Source organism: Saccharibacillus kuerlensis DSM 22868 (assembly GCF_000378145.1).
GTDB lineage: Bacteria > Bacillota > Bacilli > Paenibacillales > Paenibacillaceae > Saccharibacillus > Saccharibacillus kuerlensis.
This window is the reverse complement of sequence record NZ_KB899288.1, coordinates 69,252-84,152: the sequence shown is the minus strand read 5'-3', so window position 1 is coordinate 84,152 and position 14,901 is coordinate 69,252. Positions and strand designations below refer to the sequence as shown.

The 14,901-nt window shown below is 50.8% G+C and carries 13 protein-coding genes; 2 read left to right on the top strand and 11 right to left on the bottom strand.

Annotated elements, in window-relative coordinates:
* Positions 1-33 precede the first annotated feature (33 nt).
* The 5 genes from accC to F456_RS0113310 form a co-directional block, all read right to left on the bottom strand.
* Positions 34-1,422 carry an acetyl-CoA carboxylase biotin carboxylase subunit gene (gene accC / locus F456_RS0113330; RefSeq protein ID WP_018977542.1) on the bottom strand — a complete coding sequence of 463 codons (1,389 nt, stop codon included), beginning with the start codon at positions 1,420-1,422 and terminating at the stop codon, positions 34-36.
* Positions 1,419-1,892, bottom strand: coding sequence for an acetyl-CoA carboxylase biotin carboxyl carrier protein (gene accB / locus F456_RS0113325; protein ID WP_018977541.1), 474 nt, complete (start codon positions 1,890-1,892; stop codon positions 1,419-1,421). Before accB ends, accC begins: the two co-directional genes overlap by 4 nt.
* A gap of 198 nt (positions 1,893-2,090) precedes the next feature.
* Positions 2,091-3,344, bottom strand: coding sequence for an aspartate kinase (locus F456_RS0113320; protein WP_026293874.1), 1,254 nt, complete (start codon positions 3,342-3,344; stop codon positions 2,091-2,093).
* Positions 3,345-3,624: 280 nt separating this feature from the next.
* Positions 3,625-4,182, bottom strand: coding sequence for an elongation factor P (gene efp, locus F456_RS0113315; RefSeq protein WP_018977539.1), 558 nt, complete (start codon positions 4,180-4,182; stop codon positions 3,625-3,627).
* Positions 4,183-4,234: 52 nt separating this feature from the next.
* On the bottom strand, positions 4,235-5,305 hold the full coding sequence (locus tag F456_RS0113310) for a M24 family metallopeptidase (protein ID WP_018977538.1): 1,071 nt from the start codon (positions 5,303-5,305) through the stop codon (positions 4,235-4,237).
* A 259-nt stretch (positions 5,306-5,564) separates the two neighbouring features.
* Here F456_RS0113310 and F456_RS0113305 point away from each other — a divergent pair, with 259 nt between their 5' ends.
* Together F456_RS0113305 and F456_RS0113300 are read left to right on the top strand one after the other, a co-directional pair.
* Positions 5,565-6,566, top strand: a complete 1,002-nt coding sequence (locus F456_RS0113305; RefSeq protein ID WP_018977537.1) for a DUF1385 domain-containing protein — start codon at positions 5,565-5,567, stop codon at positions 6,564-6,566.
* 6 nt (positions 6,567-6,572) lie between these two features.
* The gene (locus tag F456_RS0113300) at positions 6,573-6,953 is read left to right on the top strand and encodes a hypothetical protein (protein WP_018977536.1); all 381 of its coding nucleotides are present in this window, start codon (positions 6,573-6,575) and stop codon (positions 6,951-6,953) included.
* Positions 6,954-7,214: 261 nt separating this feature from the next.
* Here the strand turns inward: F456_RS0113300 and F456_RS0113295 are convergent, their stop codons facing one another.
* From F456_RS0113295 to metG, 6 genes are all read right to left on the bottom strand, one after another.
* On the bottom strand, positions 7,215-8,801 hold the full coding sequence (locus tag F456_RS0113295) for a family 10 glycosylhydrolase (protein ID WP_018977535.1): 1,587 nt from the start codon (positions 8,799-8,801) through the stop codon (positions 7,215-7,217).
* 179 nt (positions 8,802-8,980) lie between these two features.
* Positions 8,981-9,406 carry a transcriptional regulator MntR gene (gene mntR / locus F456_RS0113290; protein ID WP_018977534.1) on the bottom strand — a complete coding sequence of 142 codons (426 nt, stop codon included), beginning with the start codon at positions 9,404-9,406 and terminating at the stop codon, positions 8,981-8,983.
* A gap of 204 nt (positions 9,407-9,610) precedes the next feature.
* Positions 9,611-10,414, bottom strand: coding sequence for a metal ABC transporter permease (locus F456_RS0113285; RefSeq protein ID WP_018977533.1), 804 nt, complete (start codon positions 10,412-10,414; stop codon positions 9,611-9,613).
* Positions 10,415-10,432: 18 nt separating this feature from the next.
* Positions 10,433-11,203: a metal ABC transporter ATP-binding protein gene (locus F456_RS0113280; protein WP_018977532.1), complete on the bottom strand. Its 771-nt coding sequence runs from the start codon at positions 11,201-11,203 to the stop codon at positions 10,433-10,435.
* Between the two features lie 38 nt (positions 11,204-11,241).
* Positions 11,242-12,246: a metal ABC transporter solute-binding protein, Zn/Mn family gene (locus tag F456_RS0113275; protein WP_018977531.1), complete on the bottom strand. Its 1,005-nt coding sequence runs from the start codon at positions 12,244-12,246 to the stop codon at positions 11,242-11,244.
* A 302-nt stretch (positions 12,247-12,548) separates the two neighbouring features.
* Positions 12,549-14,603 carry a methionine--tRNA ligase gene (metG, locus tag F456_RS0113270; protein ID WP_083923670.1) on the bottom strand — a complete coding sequence of 685 codons (2,055 nt, stop codon included), beginning with the start codon at positions 14,601-14,603 and terminating at the stop codon, positions 12,549-12,551.
* Positions 14,604-14,901: the final 298 nt, after the last annotated feature.

Below are 14,901 nucleotides of genomic sequence, written 5' to 3'. Positions count from 1 at the left end.
GCCGTCCATTGTGACAAACGGCGTTTCACGCAATCAGACTTCATTTTCTTCAAGGAATTTGATGTCGAAATCGCCGCGTACAAACGTCTCATGGTTCAGCAGTCGCTGATGGAAAGGAATTGTAGTCGGAATTCCCTCGACAGCGAATTCGGCCAGCGCGCGCTTCATTTTGGCAATTGCTTCTGTCCGCGTCGGTGCCCAGACGATCAATTTGGCGATCATCGAGTCGTAAAACGGCGGAATGCTGTAGCCTTGATAAGCTGCACTGTCTACACGCACGCCCGGCCCACCCGGAGGCAGATAGAAACTGATTTTGCCCGGAGCCGGCATGAAATTGCGATCCGGATCTTCCGCATTGATACGGCACTCGATCGACCAGCCGTTGATCTTCACTTCTTCTTGGGTGAAGGAGAGCGGATTGCCTTCGGCAACCCGAATCATTTCCTGAATCAGATCAACACCTGTAACCATTTCAGTTACCGGATGCTCAACCTGGATGCGAGTGTTCATTTCCATGAAGTAGAAATTGCCGTCCGGTCCAAGCAGGAACTCAAGCGTACCTGCGCCGGAGTAATTAACGGCATGAGCAGCACGTACGGCTGCCTGTCCCATTGCGTCGCGAACTTCTTCGGAAATGATCGAGCAGGGAGCTTCTTCGACCAACTTCTGACGGCGCCGCTGCACAGAACAGTCGCGTTCGCCCAGATGAACCGCATTGCCATGCTTGTCCGCAATAATCTGAATTTCGACGTGCTTCATGCCGGTCAAGAATTTCTCCAGATAAACGCCAGCGTTACCGAATGCTTTCTCGGCTTCCTGCTGCGCGGCTACAATCTGCTGACGCAGCGTGTCTTCATCTTCGGCCAAACGAATGCCCTTGCCTCCGCCTCCGGCTGTTGCTTTGATGATGACCGGGTAGCCGATACCGCGCGCGATCTCGACCGCCTGCTCCAAATCGTCAACCAGACCGTCGGAACCTGGAATAACCGGTACCCCTGCACTCTGCATCGTTGCCTTGGCGACCGATTTGTCACCCATTCTTGTGATCGCATCCGGAGATGGTCCAATGAACGTGATATTGCATGATTCGCAAATTTCGGCAAAGTCCGCATTTTCCGCCAAGAAACCGTAACCCGGGTGTACGGCATCGCACTCGGTCAACGTCGCTACGCTCATCAGGTTCGTAAAGTTCAAATAGCTGTCTTTCGATGCTGTCGGCCCGATGCAATAAGCCTCGTCAGCCAGACGAACATGGAGCGAATCGCGATCCGCTTCGGAATAGACCGCTACTGTAGAGATCCCTAATTCGCGACACGCACGAATAATCCGCACAGCGATTTCGCCGCGGTTGGCGATCAGAATCTTGTTGAATTTTGTCGTTTCCAAATCGATACGTCCTCCTTCCGCTTCCGGTTCACTCATTCCGCTCTGACCAGGAACAACGGCTGTCCGTATTCGACCAGCTGTCCGTTCTCGACCAGCACTTCAACGACTTCACCTTTAACTTCAGCTAAAAGCTCGTTCATCAGCTTCATTGCTTCAATGATGCAGACAACCGACTTTTCGTTCACGCGGCTGCCTTCGCTTACATAAGCATCGGCGTCCGGCGACGGAGAAGCATAGAACGTACCGACCATCGGGGAGACGATTTTATGTAAAGACTCGTCCGGTGCGGAAGGCTCGGCGGAAACTGCGGCAGCAGTCGTATTCTGTACAGGGGCAGCTTGTGCTTGCGGCTGCTGTATCAATACAGGAGCCTGCAGGGCCGCTCCTTCAAAGCGTCCACCCTTGCGGATCACGACGCGCGCGCCTTCTTCCTCCAGTTCCAATTCCTGAACCGATGTACGATCCAGCAGTTCGATGAGTTCTTTAATTTCGCTTATTTTAAACATTCAAGCACGCTCCTTAACATTTTCAGGCTTGTGCGGGTCATATTCGTGCAGCATTTTGTAAAACGCACGGCAAGCCGTTTAACTAACGTTATGTATTATATCACAAGAACGTAAAATAAAAAGAGCGGTCTCCCGAAGGAGCCGCCGCCCTAATTATCACTCGCAAATTTGGTCGAGGCTGATTCTCTCTGCTGCCGCTCAGCGGCGATCTTGAGGACCACCGACAAATGCTTGTTCCTGGGTATCTAGGTTATACGCTGTATGCAGCGCCGCAATGATCTCTTTGACTTTCTCGCCTTCAATAACGCACGACACCTTGATTTCAGAAGTGCTGACCATCTTGATGCTGACACCCAGTCCCGCGATTACGCGGAACATTTCTGCTGCTACGCCAGGATGGCTGACCATACCCGCGCCGACTATGGACACTTTGACGAGATCAGATTCCGAAGTCAGTTCGCGGTAGTTTACCGTATCCCGTGCACCTTCGATCACTTCAATTGCGCGTTCAACTTCGGAACCGTTAACGGTAAACGAGAAGTCGGCTTTTCCATCCTGCGCTCCGCTCTGTACGATAATATCGACGTCGACACGCGCTTGGGCAAGCGCACCGAAAATTCCGGCCAACACGCCCGGTACATCGGATACGCCCAAGATGCTGATACGCGCCACGTTTTTGTCATAAGCGATCCCGCTTACCACTACTCCCTGTTCCATGCTCGATTCCTCCTCCACTACGGTTCCTTCATTATAATTAAAGCTTGAACGAACAATCAGACGAACACTGTTATGCTTCGCATACTCTACAGCGCGCGGATGCAGAACTGCCGCGCCCAGATGAGCCAGCTCCAACATTTCGTCGTAAGAAATAGATGGCAGCTTGCGCGCGCATTTGACGATCCGGGGATCGGTTGAATAGATACCGTCCACATCTGTATAAATTTCGCAGGCATCGGCTTGAATGGCTGCAGCCAGCGCCACAGCCGTCGTATCCGAACCCCCGCGTCCGAGCGTTGTGATCTCCCCATCTTCGCTCATTCCCTGGAAACCGGCAACAATAACGATCTTGCCTTCATCCAGGGCTTTCAGCACACGATCCGGACGAATATCTGTAATCCGGGCACTCCCGTGAGTCGGTTCCGTTCTAAAACCAGCCTGCCAACCGGTCAATGAGATGGCTTCGTGGCCGATGGCCTGAATAGCGATCGACAAGAGCGAAATCGAAATTTGCTCTCCGGTTGTCATCAGCATATCCATTTCGCGCGCCGGAAGCTTGTCGCTTAGACGCTTGGCCGTATCGATCAAATCGTCAGTCGTATCGCCCATAGCTGATACAACAACAACGCAGCGATGTCCTTCTTCTTTTTTCTCGGCAATGCGCTTGGCAACCCGCTGCATACGCTCGGTATCGCCGACGGAACTGCCACCGAATTTCATAACGAATAATGACAAAACGTGTTCACTCCCCCGCGTAGAATATGTTTTCAAGCGTATTATAATTCTGCTGAAAACATATTGTTATTCCGGAACCTCGCTCTATATATGCAGCTCCGGGCGTATTTATCGCTTTAAATGAGTATAATACGAAAACACTCCGTGCTTCCATTGTTTTTTCAGCAGATTGTTTACACTTTCCGACAGCATTCCGCATAAAAAAGCTCTCTGCGCCGCTAGGGAGCAGAGAGCTTTTGGAGTCGAAGACCGAGAGCCTATCGACAATTTGAATGGCAGACTAAGCGCGGGAAATGTATTTACCTTCGCGCGTGTCGATCAGCAGAACGTCGCCTTCGTTAATGAACAGCGGAACCTGAACGTTGTGGCCCGTTTCGAGCTTCGCATTTTTGGATGCGCCTGTCGCCGTGTTTCCTTTGATTCCAGGCTCAGTCTCAACGACTTTCAGCTCAACGCTCGTCGGCAGGTTGATACCAAGGATTTCGCCTTTGTAGCTGATGATGTGTACGTTCATGTTCTCGCGCAGGAATTTGAGCTCCCATTCCAGTTGATCGCTGGTCAGCGAGAACTGATCGTAAGTCTCGTTGTCCATAAACGTGTGTTCCTGGCCGCTTGCGTACAGATACTGTACACCGCGGTTTTCGATCTGCGCACGGCCAATCGTTTCGCCGGCACGGAATGTACGCTCAACCGTGTTGCCATTGCGCAAGTTTTTGAGCTTGGAGCGAACGAATGCCGCACCTTTACCCGGTTTTACGTGCTGGAATTCGATAACGGTGAAGATGTCGCCGTCAACTTCGACGGTCAAGCCTGTTTTAAAATCGTTAACTGAGATCATAGAGGATTCCTCCTTGGAATGGTTGCGTTGCTGATGTAAATTCTGGATTGCCTTATGCCATCGGCAGAAGGGTAAGCTCTTTGACCGAAGACGTAAGAATCTCGATTCCCGAATCGGTAATCACGATGTCATCTTCAATCCGGACGCCGCCGAAGCCTGGAATATATATACCCGGTTCTACGGTGACGACCATGCCCGGCTTCAGGATATCGTCGCTGAGCTTGGACAGGCGCGGATTCTCGTGCACTTCCATGCCGAGACCGTGTCCTGTACTGTGTCCGAATTTGTCGCCATAACCGTACGACGAGATAATGTCGCGGGTAAGAGCGTCCACTTCGCGTCCGGTCATGCCCGGGCGAATCTTGTCCAGCGCATTGAGCTGCGCTTCGAGCACGATTCCGTAAACTTCGCGGTGTTTGTCGCTCGCTTCGCCCAGCACAACGGTGCGGGTCAAGTCGGAGCAGTAACCGTTCAGCAGTGCTCCAAAATCAAAAGTAATGAACTCGCTGCCTTGAAGAACCCGAGAACTGGCTACGCCGTGCGGCAGTGCCGAACGCTCTCCCGAAGCGACAATAGTATCGAACGACGACGATGTCGCGCCGTTTTCGCGCATGAACATTTCCATCTGCAAATCGAGCTCTCGCTCGGTAACGCCCGGACGGATTTTCGTCAGGATGTGACTGAAAGTCCGGTCAGCCAAAGCTGCGGCTTCACGCATGATTGCAAGCTCGCCCTCGTCTTTAAAGATGCGCAGACCTTCAACAAGACCCGATACCGGCACGAGTTCAACGCCTTCCAGCGCTTCCCGATAGCTTTGGTACGTCGCAAATGTGACATGTTCCTGCTCGAAACCGAGCTTTGCCGAAGAACCGAGCAGTTCCTTAACCGTTTCCATAACCTTAGGCGCATGTTCGACCACTTTAAAATCTTTAGCCTGCTCCGGCGCCTGAGTCATATAACGGAAATCGGTCAGCAAATAGCTCTCGTTTTCGGTAATCAGCACGTATCCGGCGGAACCTGTAAATCCGGTCAGGTAACGACGATTAATGTCACTGGCCACAAACATTGCGCTAACTCCATGAGCCGTCATGGCTTCACGCAATTTGCTTACACGCTGCTGCATATTTTCTCCTCTTTCCCGGTGAACCTATTCAGTTCGTATTTTCCAGAACGTCAAGCGAAATTACCACATTACATTCTATCACACGCCCGCACCTTATGAGAAGCCTTTTTACGCGCCGGGAATCAGCCGTATCCGGCCGCTCATTCGCTGGTATTTGCCGGTAAAATCCGATACAATGAAAAGAAATGTCTCTGGGCCGGCACAAGTAACTGCCAAAGCCGCAGATGGCGATCTTAAAACGTTTAGGAAGGTGAAGGTTTTGTCAGAAAAATCCGCTCCCGTCGCCTACGGCGGACAAGCCGTGATCGAAGGAGTTATGTTCGGCGGCAGGCATGTCAACGTTACCGCGGTGCGCCGCAAGAGCGGGGAGATCACTTTTCTTGAAGTGCCCCGTGAAGAAAAAAGTTGGGTGCGCTCCCTACGCAAAATCCCGCTTCTTCGCGGCCTGGTCAGCCTGATCGACTCCAGCGTCAAAGGCTCCAAGCATCTCAACTATTCGTTCGACGCTTACGCCGACGACGAAATGACGCCTGAAGAACGCGAAGAATTGAAAGCGAAGAACAAAAACGGTGAAGCCAAACTGGGCTTAGGCGCCATTATCGGCGTAACGGCTGCAGCGATCGTATCTTTCCTTCTCGGCAAAATCGCGTTCACGCTCGTCCCGGTGTTTGTCGAACAATTTCTGTTCAAAGGGGCTTTCGCCCATCAAGTCTATCATAATCTGGCCGAAGGCGGCATTAAGCTGATTCTTCTGCTGCTGTATCTGTATTTCATTTCATTAACCCCGCTCGTCAAGAGACTGTTTCAATACCATGGAGCCGAGCACAAGGTTATCAGCGCGTTCGAAGCCGGCGAAGAACTGACTCCGAAGAACGTTCAGAAATATACCCGACTGCATTACCGCTGCGGCAGCAGCTTTATCATGCTGACCGTTATCATCGGCGTTCTGATCTATTCGCTGTTTACTTGGGATTCTCTAGCCGAACGCGTCGTTCAGCGTCTGCTGCTTCTGCCGGTCGTTATGGGCATATCGTTCGAGTTCTTGAAATTTACCAACGCACTTCGTGACGTCCCCGTGCTCCGCTATCTCGGCTATCCGGGACTGTGGCTGCAGCTGCTGACAACCAAAGAGCCGACTGACGAGCAGGTCGAAGTATCGATCGCCTCGTTCAACCGGATGCGCGAACTTGATGCCGTTTATGCCAAACAAGGCGTTCCCGCTTCGTCACCGAACGCCATACTCGATCCCTTGGAGGGTTGATGCCCAATGAGAAAACCCGGAGTCGCAGGCTATATCATTCTTGCACTTGCCGCACTGGGCTTGGTTCAGATTCTTATGAATCCGTCCATTACATGGCTGATTCCAATCGCGATTGTCGCCGTTATCGTTTTACTGTACTTCCTGCTTCCCAATGCACGGCGTCCCGGCGGTTTTCGCAGTCCGGGAGCAGGCAGAAAACCGAAGATCAAGCCTTCGGCCCGTACGCAGGAAAAGCTGGCCCGTATGTCTTCTTCCGGTTCCGCTTCGAAGAATTTTTCTCGCGGCGGAAAAACTTCCTCTGATTCAAAGAAACGGAAAAGCTATCCTTTTCAAGTGATCGAAGGACGAAAAAGCAAAGACGATGAAGACGTTCCGAAATTTCATTAAGGGTGCGGCTTCAGAAACGGTTCGGAGTTTATGAGAAGACATAAACCCGGAAGTGAAGCTGAGATCAAAAGAAGAACATGGAGAAATCCATGTTCTTCTTTTTTTGTTTCTGCCTAATTGCCGCGAGTGAATGATTCCAGACAAAAAACCGTTCGCTTCAAGAAGAAGCCGAACGGTTTTTTGTACATTCCACTCGACTTACGTCGGTGAAGTTGAAGCGATCACTAAGCCTTCGTGCGGTTTATTCAGTTTGTGATTTATTCAGTTGGTCCAATAAGCCTGCAGCGTGCTTTTCACTCTGCCCGCAAGGATGTGCTGGGCACGGAAGAATATGTTGCCGTCCACATTGGCACGGCCTATTGTATAAGCCAAATGGTCGGTCAGCTCGGAAGGACTGCTCCAACCCGCTTCGGACGTGCCAACTTTATAGGCGGCTTCGCCGATGTACAGATCGACATTCGTCCCTCTTACCGTGTCAGCCCACCAGTCGACAAGTGTCTTATAGTTAACGGCTGTACTGGCATTGCTCCAATAAATCTGGGGAACGACATAGTCGATCCATTCGTTCTTGATCCAAGTGCGGGCATCCGCATAGGTTGTGTCATAAGCAGTCACGCTGGCGCGGGTGTTCGAACCGAGAGGATCGGCAGAAGCGTTGCGCCATACGCCGAACGGACTGACACCGTAGCTGACGCCAGGTTTGACAGCATCGATGGATTTTCCTAAACTCTGGATAAAGCTGTTGATATTGCCGCGGCGCCAATCTCCCTTATTTGTAGAAGCGGTTGTATTATACTGCTTGAACGTCGCATCGTCGCCGAACTTTTTCGAAGACGATTCGCCATAAGGATAGAAGTAATCGTCTAGATGCACACCGTCGATATCATAGTTGTTCACAACTTCCATGATTTCGTTAATAACCGATTGACGGGCTGCCGGAATTCCTGGATTGATATACAGTTTACCGTCGAAGTTCACAATCCACTCAGGATGTGCTTTCGCAATATGGTTCGATGCCAATCCTGTTGTCGACGAGCCGGTGCTGGCACGGAAAGGATTGAACCAAGCATGGAACTCCATTCCTCGCTTATGCGCTTCTTCAATCATGAAGGGAAGCGGATCATAACCAGGGTCTTTGCCTTGAGTACCGGTCAACACACTGGACCAAGGCACAAGCTTGGACTTGTACAGCGCATCTGCGCTTGGACGCACCTGTACGAATACCGCGTTAATGCCGGTTTCTTGAAGTTGGTCCAGCATGGCGGAGAATTGGGTACGCTGCACAGCCGCATTTTTCGATGCAGGCCAGTCCAGACTGGATACGGTAGCAACCCATGCACCACGCAGTGCAGTAAGATTACCTCCCTGATCGGCTGTTCCCGGAATCGGCACGCCGATCGGACCTTCAGGCGTCGTTAACGTGATCGTTTGAGACGCTTGGTTCCAGTTCACATCGAGGCCCAGTCCTTGTCCGATAAATCGCAGCGGAACCATGATACGTCCTTTTACTATACTAACAGGTGCCTGAAGCTCGACCGAGTTTCCATTTACAAAAGCCGTCTTCGAACCGTACGGGATCGACAGCAGAGTGCCTCCCTGGTTGATTTTGACCACTTTTTCGCTTTGGGACCAATTGATCTGTGCTCCGAGATTTTCACTGATCAGCCTCATAGGCACTAACGTAGTGTCAGCCACCATATACGGATCGACATCCCCCCGGATTCGCTGTCCATCCAAATAAATCGAGATAACAGATGCCGCACTCGCCCGAGCATTTCCCCATCCGTTCAACGCCGGCAGCATCAATAACACAGCCAGCAGAATCAACATTCCTTGACGCCATTTCATTTTCCAAACTCCCTCATTTCGCCTTATTTTCGTCCGGCTGCGACCAGTGCCTTTTCAGCCTTCTAATTGTTATACGCGAAGGGTATACCGATTGTAGCGCTGGAAAACATACAAAATTTCAGAATTCTCCCTACCCTAAACAAAAAGACATCTGTGCCTTACGGCCACAGACGCCTTCTCTAAAATTCACTTGACCCTTCGTCTTGAATCGCTTTGAGTTCTTCTACACGCTTCGGATCTCGACCGAAAAATTCGACCAGCGATTCGATCCGTGTGATCGAATCCCAACTCAGATGATGTTCAATACCTTCTACATCTTTGTAAATGCGGCTTTCTTCCACCCCAATCAAACGCAAAAATTGTTCCAACAGCTGATGCCGATCCACCAGCCGTTTCCCGATCTTTTTACCTTTGCTGGTCAGGATTAACCCACGGTATTTCTCATATACGAGATACTCGTCCTTATCGAGCTTTTGAATCATCTTGGTGACCGAAGAAGGATGAACTTCCAGCCCTTCGGCAATATCCGATACCCGGGCGTAACCCTTTTCCTCAATCAGCAGGTAGATACGCTCCAAATAATCTTCCATGCTGGGCGTTGGCATCCGCTTCCCTCTTTTCCTTGACTTGAAAACCCCAAACCGCAGCTTTCCCTCCATAATAATGCTGATAAACAATGCTGATAAACGGGCACCCCGCCTGCCGGCGAAAGCCCAATATGTATAGGCCCGCCAAAAAACAGCTCTTACTATGATACCTTTATTCGCCGTCCATTGGCAAGTTCATGATACAAAAAAAGAGGATATCCGTTAGACGGTATACCCTCTGCATGCAACAAGTGTCAGCAGCAGCATGAGAATAAGAAGCAGCACGATTGTTGCACCCGGAGCGAAGTTCCAAATGCCTGCTACGATCAAGCCTACAATCACGGCAATTTCCGCTATGACAACGGATAATACGATCGACATGCGGAAACTTTTTGCAAGAAACAGGCTGCAGGCAACCGGAATAGTCAGCAGCGCCGATACAAGCAGTGCCCCTACAATCTTGATTGCCGTACTGATCACCAGCGCTGCAAGCACCGTAATCAGCATGTTGAGCAGCTTGACCGGAAGACCGCTGACCGCAGCCGCATCTTCTTCAAACGTGAGCAGGAACAGTTCTTTGTAGAAGAAAACGACAACCGCTAGTACAACAACTGTTACGCCGCCTACCAAATAGAGATCCGTCCGGCCCAGCGTATAAATGCTGCCGAACAGATAGCTCGTTACATCCGTATTGTAGCCCTGTCCGAGCGTGAACAGAAAGGATGCTACTGCCACGCCGCCCGACATAATGACTGCAATCGACAATTCCGCATAACCTTTGTAAGCCCGGCGCAGTTTCTCGATCGCGAATGACGAGATAACTGCAAATACCAGACCGACAACAAGCGGATATACATTAATAAGAAAACCGAGCGCTACCCCTGCAATCGTGACATGGGCCAATGTATCCCCAATCATCGACAAGCGTCTCAGCACGAGAAAAATGCCTATCAATGGTGCGGTCAGGCCGATCAGCAGGCCGCCAAGCAGTGCCCGTTGAAAAAAGTCGCTAAACAAAATTTCCAAGTTACCGTCTCCTTACCTTCATTCCACCGACCCGACGAGCGGGATCGAATGCTGGAGATTCGTTTCTCCGCAGTCGAGATCGTCATGCGAATGGCGCACGAAAAACTTGATCTTGCCGTTCTGCTGCCGCGGTTCCTTACCGAGGTAGTCTTCCAGACGATCAATGTCGTGAGACACCATCAGGAACGTAATATTATGATGCTGATGCATATGCCGGATCAGTTCGAAAAAGCCGTCCTGCGTCTCTGCATCGATTCCTACTGTTGGTTCGTCCAGTACAAGCAGATCCGGTTGATTAATCATTGCACGCGCCAGAAATACACGCTGCTGCTGACCGCCGGACAGCCGTCCGATTCGCTTGTCCGCAATATCTTCGATCCGCATGACCTGCAGCGCGTCGTCCAGCTTCGCCTTGGCATCGCGGCTCAATCGCCGAAATATACTTTTGTTCGTAAACAAGCCGGAAGTTACCACTTCGCGCACCGTAGCCGGAAAAAGCATGTTAAGCGCATTTTTTTGCGGGACATATCCAATCCGTTCCCAGTCGCGGAATTGTCGGATCGATTCGCCGAAAAGACGGATCTCTCCGCCTGTAGGCGGCATCAGGCCTACAAGCATTTTAAGCAGTGTCGTTTTGCCGGCTCCGTTGGACCCGACGATTCCGACAAAGTCGCGTTCTTTGACGCTAAAATTCAAATCTTTCATTACATGCTGGTCTTTGTAAGAAAAGCACACGTCACGTAATTCGATCATCGGCTGATGACAATCTGCCGTCGGAATAGCGGACATAGGAAGCCCTCCTTGATTATCAATACATTAAACTCTTCTTATTGTAAGGCGAGCAGCAGATTTTGCAAATTGTTTCGCATAAGACTGAAGTAATCTTCGCCGTCTTTCACCTGCTGTTCCGTCAGTCCTTCAACCGGGTTCAGAACAAGCGTATCGACACCCGCTTCATCCGCCAACGTTTTCGCCAGCCGATCAGAAACCAGTTCTTCGAAGAAAATATAACGAATTCCTTCTTCCTTGACCAGTTTCGCCAGATTCAGCATATCTTGGGCACGCGGTTCCGCATCCGGTGAAAGGCCCATGATTGAATGCTGTTGCAAGCCGTAATCGCGGGTCAAATAACCGAATGCCTGATGCGATACGACAATTTCTTTGTTTGGCAGAGGAGATAATTTCTCGGTGAATTCCGCATCGAGCTGAACAAGCTTATCTGCCAATACTTGATAGCGCTCCTCGTATCCGGCTTTATGGTCGGGATCGGCTTCGATTAAGCTGTCACGAATGTTCTTTGCCATAATCAGCGCGGATTTCGGACTCACCCATGTATGCGGATCCGTATGCTTGGCGTCAACAGATTCATCGGAATGCTCTTCACCCTCGTGTTCATGATCCTGCTCTTCTGATACCGCTCCGTGATTATGCCCGTCATCCTCCGTCGTCATAATCAGGTCGACGCCTTTGCTGACTTCTACCGCTTTCACTTTGGAGTCCGCATTCAGACCTTTCAGAAAATCTGGAACCCAACCTTCAAGTCCGGCTCCATTATAGAAAAAAAGCTGCGCCTTCGACGTATTGACGATATCTTGACCTCGCGGCGTCCAATCATGCGGCTCTACGCCAGTCGGCAGCAGGTTGATTACATTGGCATCCTCTCCTCCAATTGCAGAGGAGAACTCATAGATCGGGTAGAAAGTTGTCACAACGTTCACTTTGTCTTCAACGATAGTTCCTGCCGAATTCCGGCCGCAGGCCGCTAACACGAGCAAAGCTGCCAGTGCGATTACGACTGCAAAATGTCGTCCATATGTTTTATTGCGCTTCATGTTTATAAACACTCCGTTTCTTTATTGAAATCCGGGTCGAAGCTTTAACTACCCGACTACTAAATCGTAACCTTACCGATTATAGGAGTATGACCTATCGTTGTCAATGTTTTTCAGGATATTTGCAGTTATCGATGCCGCTAAACAGCTGCAGAGAAAAACCGGGCTTCTCCAGTACAGGAGAAGCCCGATTTTTCGCTTTACAAAGTCGCTTTACAAGATCGCTTTATATGTTCATTTTATACATTCATATGCCCCTTGCCACAGTATTGGACAGCGGACTTATCCGATCGCCCTCCGAATTACTTGACCAGAGCACCGTTCGGCATGGAGTCCGGCACGGTTGCAAGCGTAAGCTGATCGCCCTGCGAAGCGGCAAGAATCATTCCTCGCGATTCTTCGCCGCGCAGCTTAACCGGCTTAAGATTGGTTACGCAGATCACTTTACGACCGATCAGCTCTTCCGGTGTATAGAATTTGGCAATGCCAGAAACGACCTGACGCTGCTCGAAACCAAGATCCAACTGAAGCTTCAGCAGCTTGTCGGCTTTCTTGACCGGTTCACAAGCGATAACCTGTGCCACGCGCAGTTCCACTTTGGCAAAATCTTCGATTCCGATCTCTTCTTTTAATTCCGGCGCTTCAACCGGCTCGGATGTTTGAGGTTGTGGATTCTGCTCCGCTTTGGCAGGTGTTCCGCCGCTCATTGACTCGACGATGCTGGCCACTTCGACTTCCACATCGAGACGAGGGAAGATCGGATCGCCCTTTTGCAGCTTCGTGCCTGCCGCAATTGTTCCGAAAGTCTTGAGCGAATCCCATGCTCTCCACTCCGCAGCTTCGTCTCCGGCAATCCCCAGTTGGTTCCAGATCAGCTTAGGAGCTCGCGTCAGGAACGGCTGCAGCAGAATCGACGAGATTCTCAGACTCTCGATCAGATGCAGCATGACCGATTCCAGCTCACCTTTGCGGTTTTCATCTTTGGCAATTACCCAAGGCTGTGTTTCGTCGATATACTTGTTCGTCCGGCTGACAAATTGGCTAATCGCTGTCAGCGCGACAGAAAACTCCATGCTGTCCATCGCTTTTTCAACTTTATCGACGGCTGCTGCCGCCGCTTCCTCCAGTGCCGCATCAAATGGCGTAACCTGACCGTTATAAGCCGGCGCTTCGCCGCCGACATACTTATCCACCATGGCTACAGTCCGATTTAGCAGGTTGCCAAGATCGTTAGCCAGATCGGAATTGATGCGTTCCACAAAGCTTTCTGGTGTGAATTGACCGTCCGATCCGAACGGCACTTCGCGCAGGACATAATAACGCAGCGCGTCCAGGCCGTAGCGGTCAATCAGCTTCACAGGATCGATCACATTGCCTTTGGACTTGGACATTTTGCCTTCGCGGGTCAGGAACCAGCCGTGACCAAATACTTTTTTCGGCAGCGGCAGATCCAGCGCCATCAGCATAATCGGCCAGTAGATCGTATGGAAGCGCAGAATATCTTTGCCAACCAGGTGCACATCTGCCGGCCAATATTTTTCGAATTTCGATGTATCGTCGGAACCGTATCCAAGCGCCGTGATATAGTTTGACAGTGCATCAATCCAGACGTAGACGACGTGCTTCGGATCACTTTTTACCGGAACACCCCATTTGAACGTTGTGCGCGATACAGCAAGATCTTCAAGCCCCGGCTTGATGAAATTGTTTACCATCTCGTTTTTGCGCGATTCCGGCTGAATGAATTCCGGATTATCTTCATAATATTTCAGCAGACGGTCAGCATAATTGCTCATGCGGAAGAAATAACATTCTTCTTTGACCAGTTCGACCGGATGTCCGCTCTCAGGACTTTTGCCGCCGATCACTTTGTTATTCTCGTCGCGCACTACATCGGCCAGCTGCGATTCGGTGTAGTAGGTCTCATCCGGAATACTGTACCAGCCTTCATACTCGCCCTTGTAGATATCGCCCTGCTTCAGCAGGCGCTCGAAAATTTCCTGAACAACTTTAATGTGACGCTCTTCCGTCGTTCGGATAAAATCGTCATACGAAATGTCGAGTTTATCCCACAGGCTGCGAATTCCTTCTACAATCCCGTCAATAAATTGGATCGGCGTCTGGCCGGCTTCCGCCGCTTTTTGTTCAATCTTCTGGCCGTGCTCGTCTGTTCCTGTCAAAAAGCGAACATCGTAGCCGCGCAGCCGCTTATAACGGGACATCGCATCGGCAGCAACCGTCGTATACGTGTGTCCGATGTGCAGCTTGCCGCTCGGATAATAAATCGGCGTTGTAATATAGAAACTCTTTTTTTCCGTCATGGTCTCTTCTCTCCTCTTGAAAATGATCTGCCGCATGCAGCGATATGAAGCGAAAACACCAAAAAGACTCCCGCCCCATCAATGGGACGAGAGCCGGAAGCTCGCGCGGTACCACCCACATTCCCTTCGTTCTCACGAACCGAAGGCTCTGCCGGTCGCATTCGACCGTCCATTAACGCTGGAACACGCTTCACGTTCACCCTCGGCAGCCCCGTTCCTCCTCAAATAACCGGCCTCTTAGGCTTGGTATCTCATTCAGACGGCCGCATCGCGGCTTGCGCAAAGTTCCTCCCGGACCATCTTCAAAGGCTTTTCCAGACCGGTTCACAGCGTC

What these genes read in the sequence shown, in the direction of transcription:
- efp (WP_018977539.1), bottom strand. Translation starts at nt 4,182, where the DNA reads ATGATCTCAGTTAACGATTTTAAAACAGGCTTGACCGTCGAAGTTGAC.
- accB (WP_018977541.1), bottom strand. Translation starts at nt 1,892, where the DNA reads ATGTTTAAAATAAGCGAAATTAAAGAACTCATCGAACTGCTGGATCGT.
- accC (WP_018977542.1), bottom strand. Translation starts at nt 1,422, where the DNA reads ATGAGTGAACCGGAAGCGGAAGGAGGACGTATCGATTTGGAAACGACA.
- F456_RS0113295 (WP_018977535.1), bottom strand. Translation starts at nt 8,801, where the DNA reads ATGAAATGGCGTCAAGGAATGTTGATTCTGCTGGCTGTGTTATTGATG.
- F456_RS0113300 (WP_018977536.1), top strand. Translation starts at nt 6,573, where the DNA reads ATGAGAAAACCCGGAGTCGCAGGCTATATCATTCTTGCACTTGCCGCA.
- F456_RS0113275 (WP_018977531.1), bottom strand. Translation starts at nt 12,246, where the DNA reads ATGAAGCGCAATAAAACATATGGACGACATTTTGCAGTCGTAATCGCA.
- F456_RS0113310 (WP_018977538.1), bottom strand. Translation starts at nt 5,305, where the DNA reads ATGCAGCAGCGTGTAAGCAAATTGCGTGAAGCCATGACGGCTCATGGA.
- metG (WP_083923670.1), bottom strand. Translation starts at nt 14,603, where the DNA reads ATGCGGCAGATCATTTTCAAGAGGAGAGAAGAGACCATGACGGAAAAA.
- mntR (WP_018977534.1), bottom strand. Translation starts at nt 9,406, where the DNA reads ATGCCAACGCCCAGCATGGAAGATTATTTGGAGCGTATCTACCTGCTG.
- F456_RS0113280 (WP_018977532.1), bottom strand. Translation starts at nt 11,203, where the DNA reads ATGTCCGCTATTCCGACGGCAGATTGTCATCAGCCGATGATCGAATTA.